The sequence below is a fragment of the Cellulomonas humilata genome, from assembly GCF_013359775.1.
GTDB lineage: Bacteria > Actinomycetota > Actinomycetes > Actinomycetales > Cellulomonadaceae > Cellulomonas > Cellulomonas humilata.
Genome location: NZ_JABMCI010000042.1, coordinates 1 through 23,981 on the forward strand (window position 1 = coordinate 1; position 23,981 = coordinate 23,981).

Below are 23,981 nucleotides of genomic sequence, written 5' to 3' on the forward strand. Positions count from 1 at the left end.
GGTCGGGGCGGACCGCGTCCCCCAGCGCCGCCGTCGCGGCGTGCGCGAAGTGACCGAGCGCGCGCTCCAGGTCCTGCGCCTGCTCCGGCGTCGCCCCCTTCTGGGGGGCGAAGCCGGCGCTCGCTCCGTGCAGGCCGAGCAGCGGGACGTCCACGTCCGTCGCGACCACCAGCTCGACGTCCCGCAGCCGGTCGCGCAGGTCGCGCAGCCCTCGCAGGTCGTCCGCCGTCACCGACCCGAGCGAGCCGCCGCCGGCCGCGAGCAGCTCGCTGGGACCGTCGAGGCCGAGCCCGCGGGCGAGCCCGACCAGGGCACCCGCTCCCCCGTCGTTCGTCGCGGAGCCGCCGAGGCCGACGACGACCGTGCGAGCACCCGCGTCCAGCGCGGCCGCGACCAGCTCCCCGGCGCCGCGGCTCGACGTCCGCGTCGGGTCGCGGAGCTCGGCGGGCACCAGCGGCAGGCCGATCGCCTGCGCGGACTCGACGTAGGCCGTCGTCCCCACCCGCAGGACCACGGCCGGCACCGGCACACCGACCGGCGACGTCACGGTCACCGCGACGAGCTCACCGCCCAGGGCGGCGTGCAGGACCGCGACGAATCCGGGGCCGCCGTCCGACAGCGGGCACTCGGTCACCTCGTCCTGCGGCGCCGTGGATCGCCAGGCCCCGGCGATGGCCCGGGCGGCCTCGTCGGCCGTGAGGCTCGAGCCGAAGCTGTCGGGGGCGACGAGGACGCGCACGCCGTGCATCGTGGCACGGCGGCCCGAGCGCGAATGCACGGGACCCGTGTGGGAAGATCGCGGCGTGAGCGTGAGCACCTTCTCCGAGCCGGCTCCGTCGGCCCTCCTGCTGCTGGGACGCGGCGTCGATCTCGACTCCGAGCGTGGCGTCGAGTGCGTCGGCGGCCTGCCCGCGCCGAGCGACCCCGACCTCGTCGAGCGCGCCCGCGCGGCCCGTGCCGCGCTCGGCAGCCGCGCCTTCGTCCTCGGTCACCACTACCAGCGCGACGAGGTCATCGAGTTCGCCGACGTCACGGGCGACTCGTTCAAGCTGGCTCGCGAGGCTGCCGCCCGGCCCGAGGCCGAGTTCATCATCTTCTGCGGCGTCCACTTCATGGCCGAGTCCGCCGACATCCTCACGTCCGAGCACCAGCAGGTGATCCTCCCGGACCTCGCCGCGGGCTGCTCCATGGCGGACATGGCGGCCATCGACCAGGTCGAGGACGCGTGGGACGTGCTGGCGGACGCCGGCGTCGCCGAGTCGACCGTGCCCGTGACGTACATGAACTCCGCGGCGTCGATCAAGGCGTTCACCGGCCGCCACGGCGGGACCATCTGCACGTCCTCGAACGCGCACGTCGCGCTGCGGTGGGCGTTCGACAAGGTCGGCGGCGTGGCCGGCACCGGCAAGGTGCTGTTCATGCCCGACCAGCACCTGGGCCGCAACACCGCGGTCCAGCAGCTGGGCCTCTCGCTCGACGACTGCGTCGTGTTCGACCCCCGCAAGCCGGGTGGCGGCCTGACCACGCAGCAGCTGCGCGACGCGCGCATGATCCTGTGGCGCGGCCACTGCTCGGTGCACGGCCGGTTCTCGGTCCGGAACGTCACGGACATGCGCGCGGCGGTCCCCGACGTCACGGTGATCGTGCACCCGGAGTGCCAGCACGAGGTGGTCCTCGCGGCGGACCTGGTGGGCTCGACGGAGTACATCGTCAAGGCGCTCGACGCCGCCGCGCCGGGCAGCTCCTGGGCGGTCGGCACCGAGCTCAACCTGGTGCGTCGCCTCGCGGCCGCCCACCCGGACAAGAACATCCACTACCTCGACTCGACGGTGTGCTTCTGCTCGACCATGAACCGGATCGACCTGCCGCACCTCGTGTGGGCGATGGAGTCGCTCGTGGCCGGCCGCGCGGTGAACCGGATCGTCGTGGATGCCGACGACGCCCACTGGGCACGCGTCGCCCTCGACCAGATGCTCGCGCTGCCGGGCTACTGAGCATGCCGACGGGACACCACCTGCGGGTGGGCATCTTCGTGTTCGACGACGCCGAGGAGCTGGACGTCGTCGGTCCCTACGAGGTCCTCTCCGCGTGGGCGAAGATCTCGGAGCTGCGACCGGAGGTCCTGACCTTCTCGCTGGACGGGAGCGGCATCCGCTGCGCCAAGGGTCTGCGGCTGGTCCCGGACGCCGGCGCGGACGACGTCGGCCCGCTACACGTCCTGGTGTACCCGGGAGGCTTCGGCACGCGGGCGCTCCTGCGCGACCCCGCGCACCTCGAGTGGGTGCGCACGACGCGCGCCACCACCGCGCTCATGACCAGCGTCTGCACCGGCGCACTCGTGTACGCGGCCGCGGGAATGCTCTCCGGCCGCCCCGCGACGACGCATTGGAGCGCGTTCGACGAGCTCGCCGTGATCGACCCCAGCGTGCTGCTGGACACCGAGGCCCGGTTCGTCGACGACGGTGACGTGGTCACGTCGGCCGGCGTGTCCGCGGGAATCGACATGGCGCTGCACCTGGTCGCCCGGCTGGAGTCGGTCGACGCCGCACGTGCCGTCCGGCGCGAGATCCAGTACGACCCCGAACCGCCCGTATGACCGGACCGCTCGGCGCGCCGGTGCTCGAGCACGCGCTGCTGCCGGTCCGCGCGGGTCAGGAGGAGTCGTTCGAGCTCGCGGTGGCCGAGGCGACGCCCCTCCAGACGGGCCTCCCCGGGTTCCGGGGCGTCCACGTCTCGCGCTGCGTCGAGCGACCAGGGACGTACCTGCTGCTCATCGGCTGGGACTCGGTCGAGGCGCACGAGACCGGCTTCCGCGGGTCGCCGCAGTACGCGCGGTGGCGCGAGCTCCTGCACCACTTCTACGACCCGTTCCCGGTCGTCGAGCACTTCGTCCCCGTTCCCGTCGTACCTACTCCCGGGTAACATCCGGCGGATGACCCGGATGATCCAGCTCGCCCTGGCCACGACCCGGCCCCGTGCCGCCCTCGCGGACCAGGGTCTGTTCGACCCCTCCGTCACGCGACTGCGGGTGCGCCTCGGCGACCTCGACTTCTACCGGCACGTCAACAACGGCGTCTACCTGCAGATGATGGACGTCGCTCGCAGCAACTTCCTCGCCGATCTCGGGGCGTTCCCCCTGCTCAACGCGCACGGCTGGTACCCCGTCGTCGCGTCGTCGACCATCTCCTACCGGCGCTCACTGACGCTGGGCCAGCGGTTCGAGATCAGCACCCGGCTGCTCGGCTGGGACCCCCGCTGCGCCTACCTCGAGCAGACCTTCACCCGGCGCGGCGAGCACGTGGCCCGCGGCGTGATCGCCGGACGGTTCCTCGCCCGGGACGGCGCTCGCGTGCCGGCCCCGGACGTCATCGACCTGCTGGGCACGCACGAGGGACCATCGCCCGAGCTGCCCGCCGAGGTGCAGGCGTGGGCCGAGGCCGTCGGCGTGGCGCACCGCGAGACGGCCTGAGGCTCAGCCGGCGGCGAGCCGCTCCAGCAGCAGCGCCTCGGCCAGCACCACGTTCTCCAGCTCACCGAGGTGGACCGACTCGTTGGCGCCGTGCGCCCGGGAGTCGGGGTCCTCGACGCCCGTGACCAGGATCGCCGCGTCGGGGTAGACCTCCAGCAGGTCCGCGATGAACGGGATGGACCCGCCGACGCCGATGTCCACCGGCTCGGTCCCCCACGACTGCGCGAACGCCCAGCGCGCGGCCTGCATCGCGGTGGAGTCGGCCGGAGCCTGGAACGGCTTGCCCTTCTCGCCGTCGGTCACCGTCACCCGCGCACCGAACGGGGCGTGACCCTCCAGGTGCGCACGCAGCGCCGCCATCGCCTCCGCGGGATCCTGTCCGGGCGCGATGCGGACCGAGAGCTTGGCGGACGCGCGCGGCGTGATCGTGTTCGAGGCGCTGGCCACGCGGGGGGCGTCGAAGCCGATGACGCCGATCGCCGGCCGCGTCCACAGCTGCGCGGTGATCGGTCCCGTGCCGGCCAGACGCACCCCGTCCAGCACGCTCGTGTCGGCACGGAACGTCGCCTCGGCGTAGTCCACCGTCGGGTCCGGAGCGTGCACGAGCCCCTCGACCGCGACGTTGCCGTCGTCGTCGTGCAACGTCGCGATCAGGCGGGCGAGCAGCGTGGGGGCGTCCAGGATCGGGCCGCCGAACATCCCGGAGTGGATGGCGTGCTCGAGCACGGCGACCTCGACGACGCAGTCGACCAGGCCGCGCAGCGACGTGGTCAGGCCCGGTACGCCGACGGCCCAGTTGGAGGAGTCGGCGACGACGATGACGTCCGCCTCGAGCAGGTCGCGGTGGGCGTGCAGGAAGCGGGTGAACGTCGGCGAGCCGATCTCCTCCTCGCCCTCGATGAGGACCGTGACACCGACTCCCAGGTCGTCACCCAGCACGCGCAGCGCGCCGACGTGCGCGATGACACCCGCCTTGTCGTCGGCAGCGCCCCGGCCGAAGAGGCGTCCGTCGCGCTCGGTGGGCTCGAACGGCGGGCTGTCCCAGTCGGCGTCGTCGCCGGGCGGCTGGACGTCGTGGTGCGCGTACAGCAGCACGGTCGGCGCACCCGCGGGGGCGGGTCGGCGGCCGACGACGGCGGGCGCGCCTCCCGGGACGGTGAGCACCTGGACGTCGTCGATCCCCGCGCCGCGCAGGAGCGCCACGACGGCGTCGGCGCTCGCGGCCACGTGCGACTGGTCGAACTCGGCGTTCGACACGCTCGGGATCCGGACGAGCGCCTCGAGATCGGCGCGCAGCGCACCGAAGGCGGCGGCGGTCCGGGACCGCAGGGCGTCCGTACGGTCGCCGGGGAGGGTGGTCGAGAGGGGGGCAGCGTCGGTCACGGACAGGCACGCTACTCGACTACCCTGGCAGGGTGTTCGGACGCAGCAACGACCCCCAGCCCGTGACTCCCGCCCTGACGGAGAGCACCCCGCCCACGGACGCGGGCAAGGGCCGTCCGACGCCCAAGCGCAAGGTCTCCGAGGCGGCGAACAAGCGCCCCCTGGTGGCCCCGACGACCAAGAAGGCCAGCCGCGAGCAGGCCAAGGCGCAGCGCGACATCGAGTACCGGGCGATGCAGACCGGTGACGAGCGCAACATGCCGCTGAAGGACCGCGGACCGGTGCGCCGCTACATCCGCGACGCCGTCGACGCCCGCTGGAACCTCGGCGAGTTCTTCCTGCCGGTGGCCGCGGTGTTCCTGGTCATCCAGTTCGCGCTGTCCCAGACCGCGTACGCCGTCTTCGCCATCCTGGCGCTGTACATCTACATCATCGCCGCCGTGATCGACGGCTGGCTCATGTGGCGGAGCGTGAAGAAGAGGCTCGTCGCCAAGTTCGGGATCGAGCAGATCCCCCGCGGCGCCGCCATGTACGGCGTGCTGCGCGCGTTCCAGATCCGCCCGTCGCGCATGCCGAAGCCGCAGGTCAAGCACGGGCAGCGACCCGTCTGACGCCGCCGTAGGGTGGCGGGCATGGTTTCCTACCGCTACCTGGGCCGTTCCGGCCTGAAGATCACCGAGATCACCTACGGCAACTGGCTCACGCACGGCTCGCAGGTGGAGAACGACACCGCGAAGGCCTGCGTGCGCGCCGCGCTCGACGCGGGCATCACCAGCTTCGACACCGCTGACGTCTACGCCAACACCAAGGCGGAGAGCGTCCTGGGCGAGGCACTGAAGGGCGAGCGGCGTCAGTCGCTCGAGATCTTCACCAAGGTCTGAGACCTGGCCAACAGATGTCGAGCGTGGCGACCGGATCACCCAACCTGGCGCAACCAATCTTGGACGTACATAGAGATCCGGTCCATTTCACGCTGGTCGAGTTTGTTGCTATGCGCAATTACGTTCCTCGACGCCTCAAGCTCGTTTAGCCGGTTGATCAGCCAGTTTTGATCCGGGAACAAGTCTTCGAACTTATCCCAGTTGTTGCGAATGATGGCGACCAAGTCGCCAAAATCCGTATAGTAGATCTCTTGTGCACCACGCCTGACGTGCCAGCGATTGACCCCTTCCTTCTCGCGCCGTTCAGCGACCTTGCCTTGAATCTTTGCACTAACGCAGTCTTCCCACCACGAGCTTCCTATGGCCTCGCGGAGCCTCTCCTCTACTAGCTCGCGCACCGCGTTCTCGAGACAGAAGAACGCGAGGTACGCCGGAAGCGCACTCATCGCGGCGCGGCGAATTTCGGGCGAGAACTCCTCCAGCGACATGACACGCTGCAGCGCACCCGGGTCAGTCGCCGCCCGGACCGCTACGCCCTCCGACTCCAGTTCGTCGAGCCGCGCTTCTGCGGACATGCCCTTGAACAGCCAGTCGCGAACGAGTGCGGGGTTCGCTGTCACATCAGCTCCTCACGCAGAGCTTGGAAGATCGCCCGGTACACAGAAACGTCGGATGTCGGAGGAAGATGAATGTGCACATCACTGTGAAGGCTCAGTCCGCCCCGCTGGTCGCGCTTATCGGAGTCATTTAGAACCTCTTCGCCACCTCCACTGCCGCCGCCACCGCCTTCGTCCGCAGGCTTTGCGTCGGTCCACTCAGCCTTTCCCGCCAAGGCCTTGAAGGTGCTGGCCATCTTCTTTGCTTTGGCCTCGCCCTCGCCAGTTACGCTCTTGAAGATGTCGGTCAGTTCACCAGCGGTCTTGTTGTATGCCTGCTGGTCCGCCAGGAAGATGGGAGACCATCCCTCTCGTAGGCCGACCGCAAGTGCTCGACCACCGGTAGAGGTCGACTTGAAGTCGTTGTATCGCTGGGTCGGCGTCCCATCTGCCGTCAGAAAGCCGAGTTTCTTGAATATCTTCGGCATGCCGCGGTCTTGCGAAGCCGTGAATCCGAGCGTCTTCGAGAGAAACTCCAGCGTGAACTTCGGAGGCGTCCCAGCGGTCCGAATCTTGTCTAGGATCGCCGGAATGTTGCCAACAGCCGGAAGATACGGAAGGTCCTCGGGCATGCTTCGCTCCACCTTCTCAGAGTGAGAATTGACCCTAGCATCGTCACCCGACGCAATCGCCGGGTCAATAGACTCGGGCGCAGTCCACCCATCTGAGACCGCCTACAGTTACTCCCATGGAGTATCGATACCTTGGAAGAAGTGGTCTCAAGATCTCCGAGATCACTTACGGCAACTGGCTCACGCACGGTTCACAGGTTGAGAACGACGCAGCCATGGCGTGCGTGCGTGCAGCGCTCGATGCAGGCATCACCTCGTTTGACACAGCGGACGTCTACGCGAACACGCGAGCGGAGTCGGTCCTTGGAGACGCCCTCAAGGGCCAACGGCGTGCCAGCACCGAGATCTTCACCAAGGTGTACTGGCCGACCGGTCCCGGCGGCGCGAACGACAGCGGGCTGTCGCGCAAGCACATCCTCGAGTCCATCGACGGTTCGCTGCAGCGCCTCCAGACCGACTACGTGGACCTGTACCAGGCGCACCGGTACGACGAGTCGACGCCGCTCGAGGAGACGATGCAGGCGTTCGCCGACGTCGTCCGTGCGGGCAAGGCGCTGTACATCGGGGTCTCCGAGTGGACGGCGCCGCAGATCCGCGCCGGGCACGCGCTGGCCCAGGACCTCGGCGTCCAGCTCATCTCGAACCAGCCGCAGTACTCCGCGCTGTGGCGGGTCATCGAGGGCGAGGTCGTCCCGACGTCGGAGGAGCTCGGACTCTCCCAGATCGTCTGGTCACCCGTCGCCCAGGGCGTGCTCACCGGCAAGTACAAGCCGGGCGAGGCGCCGCCGGCGGGTTCGCGCGCCACCGACGCGAAGGGTGGCGCCCGCATGATCGGGCGCTTCCTGGAGCGGCCGGACGTGCTGCGGCGGGTGCAGGACCTCAGGCCCGTCGCGGACGAGCTCGGCCTGTCGCTGGCCCAGCTGGCCATCGCGTGGGTGCTCCAGAACCGCAACGTGGCCGCGGCGATCATCGGGGCGTCACGGCCGGAGCAGGTGACGGAGAACGTCAAGGCGTCGGGCGTGACCATCCCGGCCGAGCTGCTGGCGCGGATCGACACGGTCCTGGGCGACTCCGTGGTGTCCGACCCGGCCGAGACCGCGAAGAACGCACCGCCGGCACGCTGAGCGACGAGCCGGCCCCGGAGTCCGTCCGGGGCCGGCTCCGGCTCACACCGCGACGGGCTCCTCGGCCCGGACCTCGGCCACCGTGAGCCACGCCAGGAACACGTGCACCAGCGGGCCGATCGCCAGCGCGTAGGCCAGCGTCGCGAACCCGACCGTCCCGCCCAGCAGCCAGCCGACCGCGACGACCGCGACCTCGATGCTCGTCCGGACCAGCCGCACGGACCGTCCGGTGCTGCGCACGAGCCCCGTCATGAGGCCGTCGCGGGGTCCGGGGCCGAGGCGGGCGCCGACGTACAGGCCGGTCGCCACGCCGTTGAGCACGATGCCCGCGGCCGCCAGGGCGATACGGACGCCCAGCGCGTCGGGCAGGCCGTCGATCACGGCGAGGAACGGGTCGACGAGCGCGCTGATGACGACGACGTTGGCGACCGTGCCGATCCCGGGGCGCTGGCGCAGCGGGATCCAGCACGCCAGGACCACCAGACCGACCAGCAGCGTGACCGCGCCGAACGACAGGTCGGTGTGGCGGACGATCCCCTGCGTCAGGACGTCCCACGGCATGCTGCCCAGACCGGCGTCGACGAGCATCGCGATCGAGGCGGCGTAGAGGACGAGCCCGACCAGCAGCTGCACGCCCCGACGCACGGGACGCGCGTCAGGAGCGATCCGGGCCGGCACCGCGCGAGCATACGTGCGCTCGGCGGGGGCGCTCACGGGCGCGGCTCGGACTGGTCGAACCAGCCACTGTGCGACGCGGGCGGGGACCGGTGCCCCAAGCCGTCCTGTCGGACGACGTGGGCGAGTGCGACGACCAGGCTCGCGATGACTATCAGTACGGGTATCCACATGCTCATGGTTGGTAATCCTGGAGGCCGGCTGGCTATTGTTTCCATAGCCACTTCTGCCATAGTGGCCTCGTGGTGATCTCTGAGCTGCCCGCCGACCGCCGGATCAGTGGCCACCGCCTCGGTGCCGTGCTCGGCGCGTGGCAGAGACCCGGCCCGGCGTACCTGGCGCTGGCGGACGCCGTGCGGGCCGCGATCCTGTCCGGCACCGTGCCCCTGAGCACCCGGCTGCCCAGCGAACGCGAGCTCGCCGACGCCACGGGCGTCTCGCGCACGACGACCACCGCGACCTACGGGCTCCTCCGCGACGAGGGCTACCTGGTGAGCCGCCGAGGCTCGGGCACGGTCACCACGCTGCCGTCCGGCCCGGGTGCGCGGGTGTCCATGGCGGAGTCCGTGCGGGACGAGCCCGGCATCGTCGACCTGGCGATGGCGGCTCCGTCGGCTCCGGCGGCGCTGCACGGCGCGTACCTCGCCGCCCTCGACGCGCTCCCCCGCCACCTGGCCGGCACCGGCTACTCCCCGCAGGGGCTGCTGGTCCTGCGCGAGGCGATCGCGCGCTGGTACACGCAGCGCGGGACGCCGACGACCCCCGACCAGCTGCTGGTGACCACCGGCGCGCAGCAGGCCATCCACCTGCTCGTGAACGCGCACGCGGGTCCGAGTGACCGGGTGGTCGTCGAGCACCCCACCTATCCCCACGCGATCGACGTCGTGCGGTCCGTGGGCGCCCGACCCGTGCCGGTGCCGTCCGGCGAGACGGGACTCGACATCGACCTGCTCGAGTCGACCCTGCGCCAGGTGGCGCCGCGGCTGGTCTACCTGATCCCCGTCCACCGCAACCCCACGGGGACGAGCCTGAGCGACGAGGACCGCGCCCGCGTGCGCGCGCTGGCCCGCCGGTACCGCACCGCGGTCGTCGGCGACGAGGTGCTGGCCGAGCTGACGATGGACGGTCCGGCCCCGGGCTCGTTCGCCGGCGACGGGACGGCCGCCGCGTACGTCGTCTCGATCGGCTCCGCGTCGAAGAGCTTCTGGGGCGGCCTCCGCGTCGGCTGGGTGCGCGCGCACCCCGACCTGGTCGCCCGCCTCGCGTCCTCGAGGGCGCACGTCGACATCGGCACGCCCGTGCTCGAGCAGCTGGTCGTCGCCGAGCTCCTCGCCCACTCCGACGACCTGCTGTCTCGCCGACGGAACGCCCTGCGGGAGCGGCGCGACCTGCTCGTCGGCCTGCTGCTGGACCAGCTGCCGTCGTGGCAGGTCGAGATCCCCGCCGGCGGGCTGTCGCTCTGGGCCGACCTCGGCGCACCCGTCTCCAGCGCCCTCGCCGCGATCTCCACCCGGTACGGCGTGCGGGTGGTGCCCGGGACGGCGTTCGGGGTGGACGGCAGCTTCGAGCGGAACCTGCGCCTGCCGTTCAGCGCGTCGGCGGACGACCTGCGGCGCGCGGTGGCCGGCCTGGCCGACGCGTGGGCGGGGCTGGGCGTCACCGAGCCGGTCGCGGGACCGGCGCGGGTCCACGCGATGGTCTGAGGTCCGTCAGATCAGCGGGAGCGTGATGGTCGGGGTCGCCTGGGCGCCCTCGTGCAGCAGGTGCACCGCCTGCACGCCCTGGGCCGCGAGCGTCCGCCAGTGCTCACCGAGCCACTGCTCGGCGTCGTACTGCGTGGTGAACACCGGGCTCACGGGCCGGTCAAGCGTCGAGCCGTCGGCGCCGTCGTAGCGCCACTCCCACTGCGGCCGGGTGACCATCAGGCGGCCGCCGTCCGACGAGCAGGGGCCCGGAGCGCCTCGTCCGCCGCGAGCGCGCGGGCGATCCGCGAGGCGTACGCGGGTCCCTCGTAGATGAGTCCCGTGTAGCCCTGCACGAGGGTGGCGCCGACCGCCAGGTACTCGCGGGCGTCGGCGGGCGTCGTGATGCCGCCGACCCCGATGATCACCGCGTCGGGACCGAGGCGGCTGCGCAGCCGCGCCACCACGTCGAGCCCCCGGGCGAGCACCGGCGGACCGGACAGGCCACCGGGCCCGAGGTCGTGACCGATGGTCGTGTTGACGGCGACGATGCCGTCCAGCCCCAGCTCGGCGGCGAGCTCGGCCACCGCGTCGACGTCGTCGTCGGACAGGTCCGGGGCGATCTTCACCAGCAGCGGCACGGGGGCGAGCCCACTCGTGGCCGTCGCCTCGTCGGCCGCCACGCGGGTGGCCTCGAGGATCGGGCGCAGCGCCTCCACCGACTGCAGGTCGCGTAGTCCCGGGGTGTTGGGCGAGGACACGTTGACCACCAGGTAGTCGGCGTACGGGGCGAGCCGGCCGGCGCTGGTCGCGTAGTCCGCGAACGCGTGCTCGGCCGGGGTCGTCTTGGTCTTGCCGATGTTCACCCCGACCACCAGCCGTCGGCCCGCGGGGGTGGCCCTCAGGCGCCGGAGCCGGGCCGCCACGGCGGCGGACCCCTCGTTGTTGAAGCCCATCCGGTTGCGCAGCGCCCGCTGGTCCAGCACGCGCCAGAGCCGCGGCGGCTCGTTGCCGGGCTGCGCCTCCGCCGTGACGGTGCCCACCTCGACGAACCCGAAGCCGAGCATGGTCAGCCCCGCGACGCCGACCGCGTTCTTGTCGAAGCCGGCGGCCAGCCCGAACCGCGACGGGAACCGACGCCCCCACACCTCCACGGATCCGCGGTCGGAGGCACGGAACACGCGCTGCACGGCGTCCCGCAGCAGCGGGACCTGCGCGACCCCACGGATGAGCCGGAAGGCGACCTCGTGGGCGCGCTCGGGGTCCATGCGACGGAAGACGAGGTCGAACAGCAGGCGGTACACGTTTCTCACCCTAGGTCGTCGGACGCGCGGGCACCTCGGCGGCCCGCCCGGTGCGCCACAGCCAGAGCAGGCCGAGGAACGGCAGCAGGAGCGGCACGTAGCCGTAGCCCTGACCGAACCCGGACCAGACCGTCTCGTCGGGGAAGTCGCCCACGTCGACCAGTGAGAGCACGCCGACCGTCAGCACGCCGACCATCTCGATCGAGACCGCCCACCAGGCGAGGGTGCGCCGGTCGGTGGCCAGCGCGACCGTGGCGACGACGTACACGAGCCCCGCGCCGAGCGAGAGCAGGTACGCGACGGGCGCCTCGTCGAGCTTCGTGGCCACCTGGTAGACGCCGCGGGCCGTCGCAGCCAGCGCGAGGATCCCGTACACCGCCACGAGCAGCCGGCCGGGGCCGCTCCCCGTCCGTCGCGAGCGTTCCGTCCGGTCGGTCACACGGTCCCCCAGATCTGGAGCAGGCGGTACTCGAGGAAGGCCACGGTCAGCGCCGCGACGAGAAGGACGACCGAGCTCCACCGCGTGCGCTCGGCGAACGCCCAGGCGGCAGCGATCGGCAGGACGAGAAGCTGCGTGAGGACGTAGCCCCACAGGAGCACCCCGTCCACGTCGGGCGACCCGGTGGCGGCGAGGACGCCCGCGACGACGGCCTGGAGCAGGAGCACGGCCTCGATGACGGCGCCGCCCCAGAGCTGGCGCAGGACCACCGCGCGGTCCCGGACGACGAACCAGAGGGCCCACCCGCCGAGCGCCAGGCACAGGGCGACGACGAGGAGCGCGAGGGGGACGATCACGGTGCCCCACCGTACCGGCGACGCGCGAGGCAGCCGTGCACCGCCTCTATCATCGAGCCGTGACCGTCTCCCTGACCTCCCAGGACCCTGCCCGCCTCGCCGTCGACGCCCTGGTCGTCGCAGTCGCCCAGCAGGACGGCGCACCCGTCGTCCTCGGCGCCGACCGCCTCCCCAAGGAGCTGCGCGCCCAGCTGGCCGACGCCGCCGCGCTCGGGATCACCGGTGCCGCCGACGAGGTCCGCCGGCTGCCCGGCACCGGCCTGGCCGCCACGGTCGTGGTCCTCACCGGGGTCGGGTCGGCCGACGCGCTGACGCCGGAGGCCCTGCGCCGCGCGGCCGGCGCGGCGACGCGCGAGCTTGCCGGCACGGGCACCGTGGCCCTCGCGTTCCCGACGGACGACGTGGCCGCCGTCGCGGAGGGCGCCCTGCTGGGTGCGTACTCCTACACCCGGTACCGCGCGTCGCAGACCGCGAAGCTTGCCCCCGTGGCCACGATCCAGATCGTCACCGCGCACCCCCGGGACCCCGCCGCCCTCGCCGCGGTCGCGCGCGCCGAGGTGATCGCGGCCGCGGTCCACGGCACCCGCGACCTCGTCAACGCGGCGCCGAACGACCTCTACCCGGCCGCGTTCGCGGAGGCCGCCAAGGCGGCCGCCAAGGACTCGGGCGCCAAGGGCCTCAAGATCACGGTGCTCGACGACAAGGCGCTCGCCGCGGGCGGCTACGGCGGCCTGATCGGCGTCGGCCAGGGATCAGTCCGCGGCCCCCGGCTGGTCAAGGTCTCGTACTCGCCGTCGCGTCCGAAGGCGAAGGTCGCGCTCGTCGGCAAGGGCATCACGTTCGACTCCGGCGGCATCTCGATCAAGCCCGCCGCGGGGATGGAGGCGATGAAGTCCGACATGGCCGGCGCCGCCGCGGTGCTGCACACGGTGATCGCCGCCGCGCGCCTCGAGCTGCCCGTCGCGGTCACCGGCTGGCTCTGCCTGGCCGAGAACATGCCGTCCGGCACCGCCCAGCGGCCGTCCGACGTGCTGACCATCCGCGGCGGCAAGACCGTCGAGGTGCTCAACACCGACGCGGAGGGACGCCTGGTGATGGCCGACGGGCTCGTCGCAGCCGTCGAGGAGAAGCCCGACGTCGTCATCGACATCGCCACCCTGACCGGGGCCCAGCTGGTCGCGCTCGGCCACCGCGTGTCCGCCGTGATGGGCACCGACGACGTCCGTGGCGAGGTCGTCACCGCCGCCGCGGCCAGCGGCGAGCAGTTCTGGCCGATGCCGCTGCCGGCGGACCTGCGCGCCGGCCTGAAGTCGAAGGTCGCGGACATCGCGAACATCAGCGACCGGTTCGGCGGCATGCTCACCGCCGGGATCTTCCTGCAGGAGTTCGTCGGGACCACGCCGTGGGCGCACCTCGACATCGCGGGACCGGCGTACAACGAGCGGTCGGCGCACGGGTACACGCCCGTCGGCGGCACGGGTGTCGGCGTCCGGACGCTGCTCGCCCTGCTGGAGGGTCGCTCCCCGGCGGTCTAGGCGTGCTTGCGCTTGCGCGCGAGCCGCTGCCGCGAGTTCCAGTCCCGGACCCGCTGCGGGTAGCCGGTGCGCTGCACGTCGTAGACCGGGATGCCCAGGTCGCGCGCCAGCTGCCACGCCGTCTTCGGGTCCGGCACCCGGCGCCGCGTCCATTCGCCGTCGGTGGCCACGAGCATCATCGTCGTCGGCGTGCTGTTGGTCTGCGGCTCCACGTAGGCCTCGACACCGACCCGGGTGGTCACGAAGTCCTGGAGGTGAGCCAGGGTCGCCGCGCGCGCGTCACGATCCGTCGGCGCATCGGTGGCGGCCGGCTTGCGGCGCGAGAACAGGCCCATGGCGCACGAGGGTAACCTGCGAGCCTGTCGATCCGCGGGGTGTTCGCGCCGGACGGAACATCAGTCATGGGACGACTGTTCTGAGTGTCACATGGTCGTGCGCGCCGTCCAGGTCGTTCCCTGCCTGCGGGGATGACAGGATGGTCGGCAAGCTCGAGACCACCAAGTCTGCGTATGAGGAGTCTGCACGTGGCCGACACGAACGGCACCGCTTTCGACATCGTCGTCCTGGGCGGAGGCAGTGGCGGCTATGCAGCCGCGCTGCGCGCCGCACAGCTGGGCAAGTCCGTCGCCCTCATCGAGGCCGACAAGGTGGGTGGCACCTGCCTGCACGTGGGCTGCGTACCCACCAAGGCCCTGCTGCACGCGGCAGAGCTGGCGGACCACGCCCGCGACGGCGCCCACTTCGGCGTCCACACCACCCTCGACCGCATCGACATGAACGGTGTGAACGAGTACAAGGCCACCGTGATCGGTCGCCTGTACAAGGGACTCCAGGGGCTGATCAAGTCCCGCAAGATCACCGTGTTCGAGGGCTACGGCAAGCTCGTCGCCAAGGACACCGTCGAGGTCAACGGCGAGCGCGTCACCGGCGAGTACATCGTGCTCGGCACCGGTTCGTACGCGCGGTCCCTGCCTGGCCTGGAGATCGGCGGGCGGGTCATCACCTCCGACCAGGCGCTCCAGCTCGACTGGGTCCCGAAGTCGGTCATCGTGCTCGGCGGCGGCGTCATCGGCTCCGAGTTCGCCAGCGTCTGGAAGTCGTTCGGCGCGGACGTCACGATCATCGAGGCGCTCCCCCACCTGATCGCCAACGAGGACGAGTCGCTGTCCAAGGCGTTCGAGCGCCAGTTCCGCAAGCGCGGCATCAACTTCAACCTGGGCGTCCGGTTCGCCGGCGTGACGCAGGACGACAACGGCGTGCACGTCTCGCTCGAGGACGGCAAGACGTTCGACGCCGACCTCCTGCTGGTCGCCGTCGGCCGCGGTCCCCGCACCTCGGGCGTCGGCTACGAGGAGCAGGGCATCACGCTCGACCGCGGCTTCGTCATCACCGACGAGCGCCTGCACACCGGCGTCGGCAACATCTACGCCGTCGGCGACATCGTCCCCGGTCTCCAGCTCGCGCACCGCGGGTTCGCGCAGGGCATCTTCGTCGCCGAGGAGATCGCCGGGCTCAAGCCCGCGGCCATCGTCGAGTCGGGCATCCCGCGCGTCACGTACTCCGACCCCGAGGTCGCCTCGGTGGGCCTCACGGAGGCACGCGCCAAGGAGGTGCACGGGGCCGACGCCGTCGAGACGCTCGAGTACAACCTGGGCGGCAACGGCAAGAGCCAGATCCTGGGCACCCAGGGCTTCGTCAAGCTCGTCCGCCAGAAGGACGGTCCGGTCATCGGCGTGCACATGATCGGTGCGCGCGTCGGCGAGCTCATCGGTGAAGGACAGCTCATCGTCAACTGGGAGGCCTACCCCGAGGACGTCGCCGCCCTCGTGCACGCCCACCCCACCCAGAACGAGGCACTCGGGGAGGCGCACCTCGCGCTCGCCGGCAAGCCGTTGCACGCCCACAACTGACCTACGGATCGAAGGAGACACGAGCGGTCATGTCCGACAACGTGCAGCTGCCCGCACTCGGTGAGTCCGTCACCGAGGGGACCGTCACCCGCTGGCTGAAGAACGTGGGCGACACGGTGGAGATCGACGAGCCGCTGCTCGAGATCTCGACCGACAAGGTCGACACCGAGATCCCCTCGCCGTTCGCCGGCGTCCTCGAGCAGATCCTGGTCCAGGAGGACGAGACCGTCGAGGTCGGCGCCACGCTGGCCGTCATCGGCTCCGGGGAGGGTGCGTCCGCGCAGGACGCCGCCCCGGCCGAGGCGCCGGCCGCCGAGCAGGAGGCGCCCGCCGCCGAGGCACCTGCCGAGGAGCCGGCCGCCGAGGCCGCTCCCGCGGAGCAGCCCGTCGAGGAGCACGAGGAGCCGGCCCCCGCGCCGGCCACGGCGTCCGAGGGTGGCGGCGCCAGCGAGAACGTGACGCTCCCCGCGCTCGGGGAGTCCGTCACCGAGGGCACCGTCACGCGCTGGCTCAAGGCCGTCGGCGACGAGGTCGCGGTCGACGAGCCGCTGCTGGAGATCTCCACCGACAAGGTCGACACGGAGATCCCGTCGCCGTTCGCCGGCACGCTCCAGCAGATCCTGGTCCAGGAGGACGAGACGGTCGAGGTCGGTGCGGTGCTGGCCGTCATCGGCTCCGGCGCCGCGCCCGCAGCGGCTCCGGCGGAGACCGCCCCTGAGCAGGCGACGGTCGCTGAGCAGGAGAAGGCGCCCGAGCCGGAGAAGGCCCCGGAGCCGCAGTCCGCTCCCGAGCCCGCCCCCGAGCAGGAGTCCGCACCCGCGGCCGCTCCCGCCCCGGTCCCGGCGACGCCCACCCCGGCCCCCGTGCCCGCGACCCCGGCACCGGCCGCGGCGCCCGCGACGGCGCCGGCGGTGTCCGGCACCTACCTGACCCCGCTCGTCCGCAAGCTCGCGGCCGACAAGGGCGTGGACGTGGCCTCGCTCGTGGGCACCGGCGTCGGCGGTCGCATCCGCAAGGAGGACGTCCTGGACGCCGCGGAGAAGGCGGAGGCCGAGAAGGCCGCCGCCGAGGCCGCCAAGGCCCAGCCCGCCGCTGCCGCTCCGGCTCCGGCCGCCCCACGGGCGGCGTCGGTCCCGGCAGTCTCGCCGCTGCGGGGCACCACCGAGAAGGCCAGCCGCCTGCGCCAGATCATCGCCGAGCGCATGGTCGACGCGCTGCACTCGCAGGCGCAGCTCACGACGGTCGTCGAGGTGGACGTGACCAAGGTCGCCCGGCTGCGCGCCAAGGCGAAGGAGGACTTCAAGGCACGCGAGGGTGTCAACCTCACGTTCCTGCCGTTCTTCGTCCTGGCCGCGATCGAGGGCCTCAAGGCGTTCCCGAAGATCAACGGCGTGCTCGAGGGCAACCAGATCACGTACCACGCGCAGGAGAACGTCGGCATCGCCGTCGACACCGAGAAGGGGCTCCTCGTCCCGGTGATCCGCGACGCCGGCGACCTCAACCTCGCCGGGATCTCGCGCAAGATCGTGGACCTGGCGGGCCGCACCCGGCAGAACAAGGTCAAGCCCGACGAGCTCAGCGGCGCCACGTTCACCGTGACGAACACGGGCTCGGGCGGCGCGATCATCGACACGCCGATCGTCCCCGGCGGTACGTCCGCGATCCTGGGCACCGGCGCGATCGTCAAGCGCCCGGTGGTCATCCTCGACGCGGACGGCGCCGAGGTCATCGCGATCCGGTCGATGTGCTACCTGTCGCTGTCGTACGACCACCGCCTGGTCGACGGCGCCGACGCGTCCCGCTACCTCGCCGCGGTGAAGACCCGCATCGAGGAGGGCGCGTTCGAGTCCGAGGTCGGCCTCTGACAGCAGCACCCTCACGACGGCCCGGGACCCTCAGAGGTCCTGGGCCGTCGTGCGTCCGCGCCCACCGAGCCAGGTGCGACGCCCGCACCTAGGGTGAGCGCCATGCAGATCGTCATCGCCGGTTCGCACGGCTTCATCGGGAGCGCCCTCGTCCCGCACCTGCGCCGTAGTGGTCACACCGTCCGCACGCTCGTGCGGGGCGCGGCAGCCCGCCCGTCGGAGATCGCCTGGGACCCCGACGCCGGCCGGCTCGACCCGGCGTCGCTCGCGGACGCCGACGCGGTCATCAACCTGGCCGGGGTCAACCCGGGCAAGTGGCCGCTGACCACGGCACGCAAGCGGGCCGTCCTGTCCTCACGGCTGCGCACCACGGGCCTGCTCGCCCGGACGCTCGCCGGCCTCGACAGCGCCGGCCCGCAGGTCATGCTCCAGGCCTCGGGGATCGGCGCCTACGGCTCGCGCGGCGAGGACCTGCTCGACGAGGACGAGCCGCTCGGCACCACGTTCTTCGCGAACGTGGTGCGGCAGTGGGAGGCCGCGACCGCACCGGCCCGGGACGCCGACGTCCGGGTGGCGCACCTGCGGACCGGCATCGTGCTCGGGCAGGGCGGCGGCGCCCTCGGACCGCTGCTGCCGCTGATCAAGGCGGGGGTCGGGGGGCGGCTCGGCTCCGGGAAGCAGTACTGGCCCTGGATCACGTTGCTCGACCAGGTCCGCGCCATCGAGCACCTGCTGACCGCGCCCGTGCACGGTCCGGTGAACCTGGTGACCAGACCTGCGCGCAACGCCGACGTCGTCTCCGCGCTGGCCGCGGCGATGCACCGGCCGGCGATCATCCCCGTGCCGGCGTTCGCCCTGCGCCTGGTGCTCGGCGACTTCTCGTCGGAGGTGCTCGGGTCCATCCGGGCGGTCCCGGCCGTCCTCGACGCCAGCGGCTTCCAGCCGACGCACTCCGACCTCCAGGCCGCCGCCGAGTGGGTCGTGCAGCGCGGCTGACGCCGCCGCCACGTCAGTCGTTGATCGCCTCGATGCCCTGCGCCTTAAGCCTGGCGACGTGGTCCCGCATCTCCTGGAGCACCTCGGGGCGGTGCCCCACCCAGTCCGCGACCTCCCCGACGACCCGAAGTGGCGCGCGCGTGCGGTACGACCTCGTCGGGTTGCCCGGGAACCGCTTGTCGGTCAGGTTCGGGTCGTTCTCGAGGGCGCCGGTGGGCTCGACGAGGTAGATCCGGCCCAGGCCCTCCCCCACCGCCAGCTCCGCGCCCCAGGTCGCCGCGTCCAGCGTGGCGGTCAGGTAGACGAAGTTCGCTGTGACCCGCGCGCCGAAGTTGGAGCCGCGTCCGGGTTCGAGCAGGTCCCCGACCTGCAGGTCCGCCTTCGTCCCGTGGTAGAAGGGCCCGGCGTCCTGAACCTGCGGCGTCGTCAGCTCGTCCTGCATGGTGCCCCCCTCGTCGTCGTCCCAGTGAACACCGCTCACGGCTGCCGGACGTCCCAGACGCGCCATCCGCCCGGGGTCCACCGCAGTCCCAGGACGACCGTCCGGGCCGTCGACGCGGCGACCTGCGTGGCGGCGCCGCCGTCAGCAGGCACGCGGTCGTACGCGGACGTCGCGGAGGTCACGGCCACGTCCGTCGTCCCACGGGTGTCCTCGTCCGTGACCAGCCACGCGTCCTGCACGTCCACGGTGAGCCCGTCCAGCCGCACACCGTCGAGGTCCGGCAGCAGCAGCGAGTCGGCGCGGTACGCGGGACCGTCCACCACCTCGACGGCACCCAGGGCCGCCTGGTCTCCCGCGCCGAGCACCTCCGCACGCAGCCGGCTGAGCTCGATGGCGGCCTCGACGGGATCGGGGGTCTCCTGGGCCGCAGCGGTCGCCGCCGGAGCCTGCGCGCCGAGCAAGCGCCAGCCGGCGACACCACCGCCCAGGACGAGCACGGCGGCCACGGCCGTCACGGTCAGGCGCACGCCCTGCCGCCGACGTCGCGCCCGCTCGTCGCGACGGGTACCGACCTGACGCCGGGCGGGGTCACCCTCGCGCGCGCCGGTCGACAGTGCCGACGACGCGAGCTGTCCGGCGTCGGGCAGCCGCACCGGCGTCGGCTCCGTGGCGCGGAAGCACGCGTCCACCACCTGGCCCGCGCGGAGCCCGGGGACGCCCAGCAGCTCCGTGAAGCCGTCCCGGAGCGTCAGCTCACCCGCGATGCCCGCGACCAGGTGCACGTCCGCCCCGGGCATCTGGGCCAGGACGGTGGTGACGAGCCGGCGCAGGTCCGCCTCCGGGTCGCCTGCGCCGCCGAGGGCACCCCGCAGGTCGGTGAGCACGGGACGTCCGTCGGGCCGCACCACGACAGTCGACTCGCTGACCGAGCCGTGCGTCAGACCGGCGGCGTGCAGGGCCTCGATCGCGCCCGCCAACGGGATCGTGACCGTCGCGGCCTCGCCGTCGGTCAGCGGCGCGCGCGCGGCACGGATCTGCGCGAGCGAGAGCCCGGGCACGTGCTCGACCACCAGCCCCAGGCGGCCCGGCGACAGGTCGAGCACCTCCAGCACCTGCGGCAGGTGCTCGTACCGGACGTCCCTCAGCCGCACCGCACGCTTCGCGGTCCGGTCGTCGACGACCCCGGGGACCACGTGGAGCTCGAGCCGCCGGTCCGAGCCGTCGAGCGCGGCCGCGAGCCATCCCGCCCCGGTGACCTCGACCGCCCGGAAGCCGGCCATCGCCAGGGCGCTCTCCACATCGCTCGGCACGAGCACGCTGTCCATGCGCGCCATCCAAGCCCCGTCGGCGCACGTGCGTCGGCGGTCGTCCACAGGCCTCAGACCAGCGGGACGACCCTGCGCTCGGCGGCGGACACCAGGGCGGCGTCGAGCACGCGTGCCGTGCGCGCCGCGTCGGCCGGGTCGACGGGCGGCGGGCCGTCGCCGGCCACCCACCGCACGACCGCGCGGTAGAGGTCCACGTGGCCACCGGTCGCGCGCGGGACCGGCTGCCGGTCGGCGCCGCGCACCAACCAGCCCTCGTGCACCGGCTCCCCCGGTCGGCGGGTCTCCTCGTAGGCGTCGTCGAGCGCGCCGAACGGTGTTGGCTCCCCCTCGAAGCTGGTCACCAGGTACGCGCCACGGTCGCCCAGCACGCGCGTGCGCGGCCCGGGCGCGCCGACCACCGCCCCGGCCTGGAGGTGGCTGACGACGCCGTCGCGGGCGTGCACGAGCGCGAGGAACACGTCGTCGACCGCGGGCGTCGTGCGGGCATGCAGCTCGGCGTAGACCTGGGCGACCGGCCCGAACAGCTGGATCGCGGAGTCGACCAGGTGCGCGCCGAGGTCGAGCAGGAGCCCGCCGGACTCGGGGTCGTTCTCCTTCCAGCGGTCCTGCGGCACGGGCCGGAACCTCTCCCAGCGCCGCTCGAAGCGGTGCACGGTCCCCAGCTCGCCACGCTCGAGCAGGCCGAGCAGGGTGAGCTGCTCGCTGTCCCACCGGCGGTTCTGGAACACGGTGAGGCGCCCGTCGGCGAGCCCGGCTAGCAGCTCGGCGTCGGCGGCGGACGTCGCCAGCGGCTTGTCGACGAGCACGTGCAGCCCCGCGTCGAGCGCGGCCCGCACGTGGGCCACGTGCTCGCCGGTCGGGCTCGCGATCACGACGAGGTCCAGCTCGTCCGCGTGCGCCAGCAGCGCCTCGACGTCGGGCGCCACGATCGCGCCCGGCCAGTCGCGCGCCACCTGGTCCGCCCGGCTGCGGGTGACCACGCAGGTCACCTGCTGCCCCGCCTCGCGCAGCAGCCGCGCGTGGATCCCCCGGCCCGCTCCCCCGTACCCGACAAGCCCGACCCGCAGCGCCTCCATGCGGCTCACTCTAGGTCGGTGCCGCCCCGCTCCGGCGTCCGCGACAGCGCACTGGGCCACCACGTCCGGCGCCCGAGATCGTGCACCAGCGCCGGGACCAGCAGGCTGCGGACGACGAGGGTGTCGAGCAGCACCCCGAACGCGACGATGAACGCGATCTGGGCGAGGAACAGCAACGGGATCACGCCCAGGGCCGCGAACGTGGTGGCCAGCACGACGCCCGCGGACGTGATCACCCCGCCGGTCACCGCGAGCCCGCGCACCACGCCGGCTCGGGTGCCCACCTTGACCGACTCCTCGCGCACCCGGGTCATGAGGAAGATCGAGTAGTCGACGCCGAGCGCCACGAGGAACACGAACGCGAACAGCGGGACCACGGGGTCGGCGCCGGCGAAGCCGAACACGTGGTTGAAGACGATCGCCGACACCCCGAGCGCCGCGGCGAACGACAGCACGTTCGCCACCAGCAGCAGCGCGGCCGCGACCACCGAGCGCAGCAGGAACATGAGGATGACCCCGATCACCAGCAGCACCACCGGCACGATCACGCGCAGGTCCCGCTCGCTGGCCAGCTGCGTGTCGAGCGTCTCGGCGGCGGCCCCACCCACCAGGGCGCTCGGGCTGGCCTCGTGCACGGCGGCCCGCACCTGCTCGACCGTCGCCACCGCGGCCTGCGTGTCCGCGGACGCGGTCGTGGTGACGTCCAGGCGCACCCGACCGTCGACGACCACGGGCGGCGCCTCTGCCGCCGGCGCGCCGGACGGGGCCCCCGTGTAGGGCGCCACCGACTCGACCCCGTCGACCCCCTCCGCCGCGGCGGTGGCCGTGTCCACGTCCGCCTCGTCGACGATCACGATGGCCGGCTGCACCGCGCCGGCGGGGAAGTGGTCCGCCAGCACGGCCTCGCCGGAGACCGCGTCGACGTCCGTGAGGAAGATGTCGACCTGGCTGGTCCCGGACGCGTTGAGCGTGGGCAGGAACGCGGCACCGACGCACAGGGCGAGGGTCGTCAGGATCCACACCGGACGCGCCCTGCGGCCCACGAAGCGCGCGAGCCGCGCCCAGACACCGGGCCCGGCGGAGGGGTCCGGGACGGCGGCAGGATCGGTCGCGATCGCGTCGGCACGCGGGGCGCGCGGCCAGAACAGGACCCGGGAGCGCTTGCCGAAGACGAGCAGCAGCGCCGGCAGGAGCGTGAGGGCGCCGAGCAGCGCGGACGCGATGCCGATCGCCGCCACGGGTCCGAGGCTGCGGTTGGAGCCCAGGTCGGAGAGCAGGAGGCAGAGCACGCCGGCGATGACGGTCCCGGCGCTGGCCGCGATGGGCTCGACGCAGGCCCGCAGGGCGCGACGCATCGCGGCGGCCGGGTGCTCGACGTGGTGGAGCTCTTCCCGATAGCGCGCGACCAGCAGCAACGCGTAGTCGACCGAGGCGCCGACCACGAGGATCGACAGGATGCCCTGGGACTGACCGTTGAGGACCAGCGTGCCGTTCTTGGCCAGGGTGTAGACCACCAGCCCGGCGAGGCAGAGCGCGAACACGGCGGTGAAGATCACGACGAACGGGAGGAACGGAGAGCGGTAGACGACGGCGAGGATGAGGAGCACCGCTCCGAGGGCGACCAGCAGCAGGACGCCGTCGATGCCGCCGAACGCGGTGACGAGGTCGGCGACGAACCCGGCCGGACCGGTGACCCAGGCCTGGAGGCCGGGCTCGCCCGCGGTGGTGGCGGTCGCGGCGAGCTCCTCGTCGAGCGACTCGCGCAGCGCCACGACGAACGAGCCGGCCACCCGCTCCTCGTCGGCCAGCAGCTGCTCCGCCTTCGCGCCGTCGAGCGAGATCGCGACCAGCAGCGCCTCCCCGTCCTCGGCCGGCACGACCACCGGCTCGCCCACCAGGTACTCCGACCAGGTGCCGTCGTTGCCCTCGGGCAGCGGCAGGTCGGGGATCCCCTGCGCCCACTCCTGCACGGCGGCGAGCTGGTCGGGGGTGACCTCGCTCCCGTCAGCCGGTCGGAGCACGACGAGCGCAGGTAGTGTCTCGGTGTCGACGAAGCCTCTGCTCTCCTCGGCGGCCCGGGTGGACTCGGCCGAGGACGGCAGGAACGCGGAGGCGTCGTTCGTCTGGACCTGCGACAGCTTCCCCTGCGCCATCCCGCCGACCGACCCGATGCCGAGCCACACCACGAGGGCGACGCCGACGAGAACGGCGCGGACAAGGGCGGACCGGCGATTACTCAGCATGCTGAGTATCATCGGTGGTGATCCCCCGATCGGCAAATGGAGGCG

The 23,981-nt window shown here is 72.5% G+C and carries 25 protein-coding genes and 1 pseudogene; 12 read left to right on the top strand and 14 right to left on the bottom strand.

What is annotated here, in order from left to right; genetic code table 11:
* Positions 1-748, bottom strand: a 748-nt coding sequence (locus HP550_RS02420; protein ID WP_175346010.1) for a glycerate kinase family protein, incomplete at its 3' end; no start/stop codon positions are given.
* Positions 749-803: 55 nt separating this feature from the next.
* Here HP550_RS02420 and nadA point away from each other — a divergent pair.
* From nadA to HP550_RS02440, 4 genes are read left to right on the top strand one after another with little or no spacing between them, the layout of a single operon-like run.
* Complete coding sequence (gene nadA / locus HP550_RS02425; protein ID WP_343047945.1) at positions 804-1,994, top strand: quinolinate synthase NadA; 1,191 nt, start codon at positions 804-806, stop codon at positions 1,992-1,994.
* A gap of 2 nt (positions 1,995-1,996) precedes the next feature.
* Positions 1,997-2,596 (top strand): DJ-1/PfpI family protein, encoded by a 600-nt coding sequence (locus tag HP550_RS02430; protein WP_175346012.1) that lies wholly within the window; start codon positions 1,997-1,999, stop codon positions 2,594-2,596.
* Entirely contained in the window at positions 2,593-2,922 is a 330-nt protein-coding gene (locus tag HP550_RS02435; protein ID WP_175346013.1) for an antibiotic biosynthesis monooxygenase family protein, read from the top strand. Before HP550_RS02430 ends, HP550_RS02435 begins: the two co-directional genes overlap by 4 nt.
* 10 nt (positions 2,923-2,932) lie before the next feature.
* On the top strand, positions 2,933-3,469 hold the full coding sequence (locus tag HP550_RS02440) for an acyl-CoA thioesterase (protein WP_175346014.1): 537 nt from the start codon (positions 2,933-2,935) through the stop codon (positions 3,467-3,469).
* Positions 3,470-3,472: 3 nt separating this feature from the next.
* Here the strand turns inward: HP550_RS02440 and HP550_RS02445 are convergent, their stop codons facing one another.
* Complete coding sequence (locus HP550_RS02445) at positions 3,473-4,852, bottom strand: M20/M25/M40 family metallo-hydrolase (RefSeq protein WP_175346015.1); 1,380 nt, start codon at positions 4,850-4,852, stop codon at positions 3,473-3,475.
* 32 nt (positions 4,853-4,884) lie between these two features.
* Here HP550_RS02445 and HP550_RS02450 point away from each other — a divergent pair, with 32 nt between their 5' ends.
* Positions 4,885-5,463, top strand: coding sequence for a DUF3043 domain-containing protein (locus HP550_RS02450; RefSeq protein WP_175346016.1), 579 nt, complete (start codon positions 4,885-4,887; stop codon positions 5,461-5,463).
* Positions 5,464-5,484: 21 nt separating this feature from the next.
* Positions 5,485-5,730, top strand: a pseudogene (locus tag HP550_RS02455) (aldo/keto reductase); the annotation flags it as partial.
* 38 nt (positions 5,731-5,768) lie between these two features.
* Here the strand turns inward: HP550_RS02455 and HP550_RS02460 are convergent.
* Positions 5,769-6,353, bottom strand: a complete 585-nt coding sequence (locus tag HP550_RS02460) for a Swt1 family HEPN domain-containing protein (RefSeq protein ID WP_175346017.1) — start codon at positions 6,351-6,353, stop codon at positions 5,769-5,771.
* The gene (locus tag HP550_RS02465) at positions 6,350-6,961 is read right to left on the bottom strand and encodes a DUF5343 domain-containing protein (RefSeq protein ID WP_175346018.1); all 612 of its coding nucleotides are present in this window, start codon (positions 6,959-6,961) and stop codon (positions 6,350-6,352) included. The genes HP550_RS02460 and HP550_RS02465 overlap by 4 nt, the downstream gene beginning before the upstream one ends.
* Before the next feature lie 116 nt (positions 6,962-7,077).
* Between HP550_RS02465 and HP550_RS02470 the strand changes: the two genes are divergently transcribed.
* Positions 7,078-8,085 carry an aldo/keto reductase family protein gene (locus HP550_RS02470; RefSeq protein ID WP_175346019.1) on the top strand — a complete coding sequence of 336 codons (1,008 nt, stop codon included), beginning with the start codon at positions 7,078-7,080 and terminating at the stop codon, positions 8,083-8,085.
* A gap of 42 nt (positions 8,086-8,127) precedes the next feature.
* On the opposite strand, the gene yczE is transcribed toward HP550_RS02470, so the two are convergent.
* Positions 8,128-8,799, bottom strand: a complete 672-nt coding sequence (gene yczE / locus HP550_RS02475) for a membrane protein YczE (RefSeq protein ID WP_425484413.1) — start codon at positions 8,797-8,799, stop codon at positions 8,128-8,130.
* A gap of 203 nt (positions 8,800-9,002) precedes the next feature.
* On the opposite strand from yczE, the gene yczR reads away from it, so the two are divergent.
* Positions 9,003-10,463: a MocR-like transcription factor YczR gene (gene yczR, locus HP550_RS02480; RefSeq protein ID WP_175346020.1), complete on the top strand. Its 1,461-nt coding sequence runs from the start codon at positions 9,003-9,005 to the stop codon at positions 10,461-10,463.
* A gap of 6 nt (positions 10,464-10,469) precedes the next feature.
* On the opposite strand, the gene HP550_RS02485 is transcribed toward yczR, so the two are convergent.
* From HP550_RS02485 to HP550_RS02500, 4 genes are read right to left on the bottom strand one after another with little or no spacing between them, the layout of a single operon-like run.
* Complete coding sequence (locus HP550_RS02485) at positions 10,470-10,682, bottom strand: hypothetical protein (protein WP_175346021.1); 213 nt, start codon at positions 10,680-10,682, stop codon at positions 10,470-10,472.
* Positions 10,682-11,746, bottom strand: coding sequence for a quinone-dependent dihydroorotate dehydrogenase (locus HP550_RS02490; RefSeq protein WP_175346022.1), 1,065 nt, complete (start codon positions 11,744-11,746; stop codon positions 10,682-10,684). The genes HP550_RS02485 and HP550_RS02490 overlap by 1 nt, the downstream gene beginning before the upstream one ends.
* A gap of 10 nt (positions 11,747-11,756) precedes the next feature.
* A complete protein-coding gene (locus HP550_RS02495) occupies positions 11,757-12,185 on the bottom strand; it encodes a hypothetical protein (RefSeq protein ID WP_175346023.1) in 429 nt (142 codons plus the stop codon).
* On the bottom strand, positions 12,182-12,541 hold the full coding sequence (locus HP550_RS02500; RefSeq protein WP_175346024.1) for a hypothetical protein: 360 nt from the start codon (positions 12,539-12,541) through the stop codon (positions 12,182-12,184). The genes HP550_RS02495 and HP550_RS02500 overlap by 4 nt, the downstream gene beginning before the upstream one ends.
* A 59-nt stretch (positions 12,542-12,600) precedes the next feature.
* On the opposite strand from HP550_RS02500, the gene HP550_RS02505 reads away from it, so the two are divergent.
* Positions 12,601-14,076 carry a leucyl aminopeptidase gene (locus HP550_RS02505; RefSeq protein ID WP_175346025.1) on the top strand — a complete coding sequence of 492 codons (1,476 nt, stop codon included), beginning with the start codon at positions 12,601-12,603 and terminating at the stop codon, positions 14,074-14,076.
* Here the strand turns inward: HP550_RS02505 and HP550_RS02510 are convergent.
* Positions 14,073-14,411 (bottom strand): oxidoreductase, encoded by a 339-nt coding sequence (locus tag HP550_RS02510; protein ID WP_175346026.1) that lies wholly within the window; start codon positions 14,409-14,411, stop codon positions 14,073-14,075. The genes HP550_RS02505 and HP550_RS02510 overlap by 4 nt on opposite strands.
* A gap of 174 nt (positions 14,412-14,585) precedes the next feature.
* Between HP550_RS02510 and lpdA the strand changes: the two genes are divergently transcribed.
* From lpdA to HP550_RS02525, 3 genes are all read left to right on the top strand, one after another.
* A complete protein-coding gene (gene lpdA, locus HP550_RS02515; protein ID WP_175346027.1) occupies positions 14,586-15,986 on the top strand; it encodes a dihydrolipoyl dehydrogenase in 1,401 nt (466 codons plus the stop codon).
* Between the two features lie 29 nt (positions 15,987-16,015).
* The gene (gene sucB / locus HP550_RS02520; RefSeq protein ID WP_175346028.1) at positions 16,016-17,851 is read left to right on the top strand and encodes a 2-oxoglutarate dehydrogenase, E2 component, dihydrolipoamide succinyltransferase; all 1,836 of its coding nucleotides are present in this window, start codon (positions 16,016-16,018) and stop codon (positions 17,849-17,851) included.
* Positions 17,852-17,953: 102 nt separating this feature from the next.
* Entirely contained in the window at positions 17,954-18,847 is an 894-nt protein-coding gene (locus tag HP550_RS02525; RefSeq protein ID WP_175346029.1) for a TIGR01777 family oxidoreductase, read from the top strand.
* Positions 18,848-18,860: 13 nt separating this feature from the next.
* On the opposite strand, the gene arr is transcribed toward HP550_RS02525, so the two are convergent.
* The 4 genes from arr to HP550_RS02545 are packed head-to-tail and all read right to left on the bottom strand — an operon-like array spanning position 18,861 to position 23,936.
* Positions 18,861-19,289: an NAD(+)--rifampin ADP-ribosyltransferase gene (gene arr / locus HP550_RS02530; protein WP_175346030.1), complete on the bottom strand. Its 429-nt coding sequence runs from the start codon at positions 19,287-19,289 to the stop codon at positions 18,861-18,863.
* A gap of 35 nt (positions 19,290-19,324) precedes the next feature.
* Positions 19,325-20,614: a protein kinase family protein gene (locus HP550_RS02535; RefSeq protein ID WP_175346031.1), complete on the bottom strand. Its 1,290-nt coding sequence runs from the start codon at positions 20,612-20,614 to the stop codon at positions 19,325-19,327.
* A 53-nt stretch (positions 20,615-20,667) separates the two neighbouring features.
* Positions 20,668-21,693 (bottom strand): Gfo/Idh/MocA family protein, encoded by a 1,026-nt coding sequence (locus HP550_RS02540; RefSeq protein WP_175346032.1) that lies wholly within the window; start codon positions 21,691-21,693, stop codon positions 20,668-20,670.
* Between the two features lie 5 nt (positions 21,694-21,698).
* Positions 21,699-23,936, bottom strand: a complete 2,238-nt coding sequence (locus tag HP550_RS02545) for an MMPL family transporter (RefSeq protein ID WP_246280450.1) — start codon at positions 23,934-23,936, stop codon at positions 21,699-21,701.
* Between the last annotated feature and the right edge of the window lie 45 nt (positions 23,937-23,981).

Coding starts and splice junctions, on each gene's coding strand:
- HP550_RS02430 (WP_175346012.1), top strand. CDS start 1,997: ATGCCGACGGGACACCACCTGCGGGTGGGCATCTTCGTGTTCGACGAC.
- HP550_RS02435 (WP_175346013.1), top strand. CDS start 2,593: ATGACCGGACCGCTCGGCGCGCCGGTGCTCGAGCACGCGCTGCTGCCG.
- HP550_RS02440 (WP_175346014.1), top strand. CDS start 2,933: ATGACCCGGATGATCCAGCTCGCCCTGGCCACGACCCGGCCCCGTGCC.
- HP550_RS02465 (WP_175346018.1), bottom strand. CDS start 6,961: ATGCCCGAGGACCTTCCGTATCTTCCGGCTGTTGGCAACATTCCGGCG.
- HP550_RS02470 (WP_175346019.1), top strand. CDS start 7,078: ATGGAGTATCGATACCTTGGAAGAAGTGGTCTCAAGATCTCCGAGATC.
- HP550_RS02485 (WP_175346021.1), bottom strand. CDS start 10,682: ATGGTCACCCGGCCGCAGTGGGAGTGGCGCTACGACGGCGCCGACGGC.
- HP550_RS02510 (WP_175346026.1), bottom strand. CDS start 14,411: ATGGGCCTGTTCTCGCGCCGCAAGCCGGCCGCCACCGATGCGCCGACG.
- lpdA (WP_175346027.1), top strand. CDS start 14,586: ATGAGGAGTCTGCACGTGGCCGACACGAACGGCACCGCTTTCGACATC.
- sucB (WP_175346028.1), top strand. CDS start 16,016: ATGTCCGACAACGTGCAGCTGCCCGCACTCGGTGAGTCCGTCACCGAG.
- HP550_RS02525 (WP_175346029.1), top strand. CDS start 17,954: ATGCAGATCGTCATCGCCGGTTCGCACGGCTTCATCGGGAGCGCCCTC.
- arr (WP_175346030.1), bottom strand. CDS start 19,289: ATGCAGGACGAGCTGACGACGCCGCAGGTTCAGGACGCCGGGCCCTTC.
- HP550_RS02535 (WP_175346031.1), bottom strand. CDS start 20,614: ATGGACAGCGTGCTCGTGCCGAGCGATGTGGAGAGCGCCCTGGCGATG.
- HP550_RS02540 (WP_175346032.1), bottom strand. CDS start 21,693: ATGGAGGCGCTGCGGGTCGGGCTTGTCGGGTACGGGGGAGCGGGCCGG.
- HP550_RS02545 (WP_246280450.1), bottom strand. CDS start 23,936: ATGCTGAGTAATCGCCGGTCCGCCCTTGTCCGCGCCGTTCTCGTCGGC.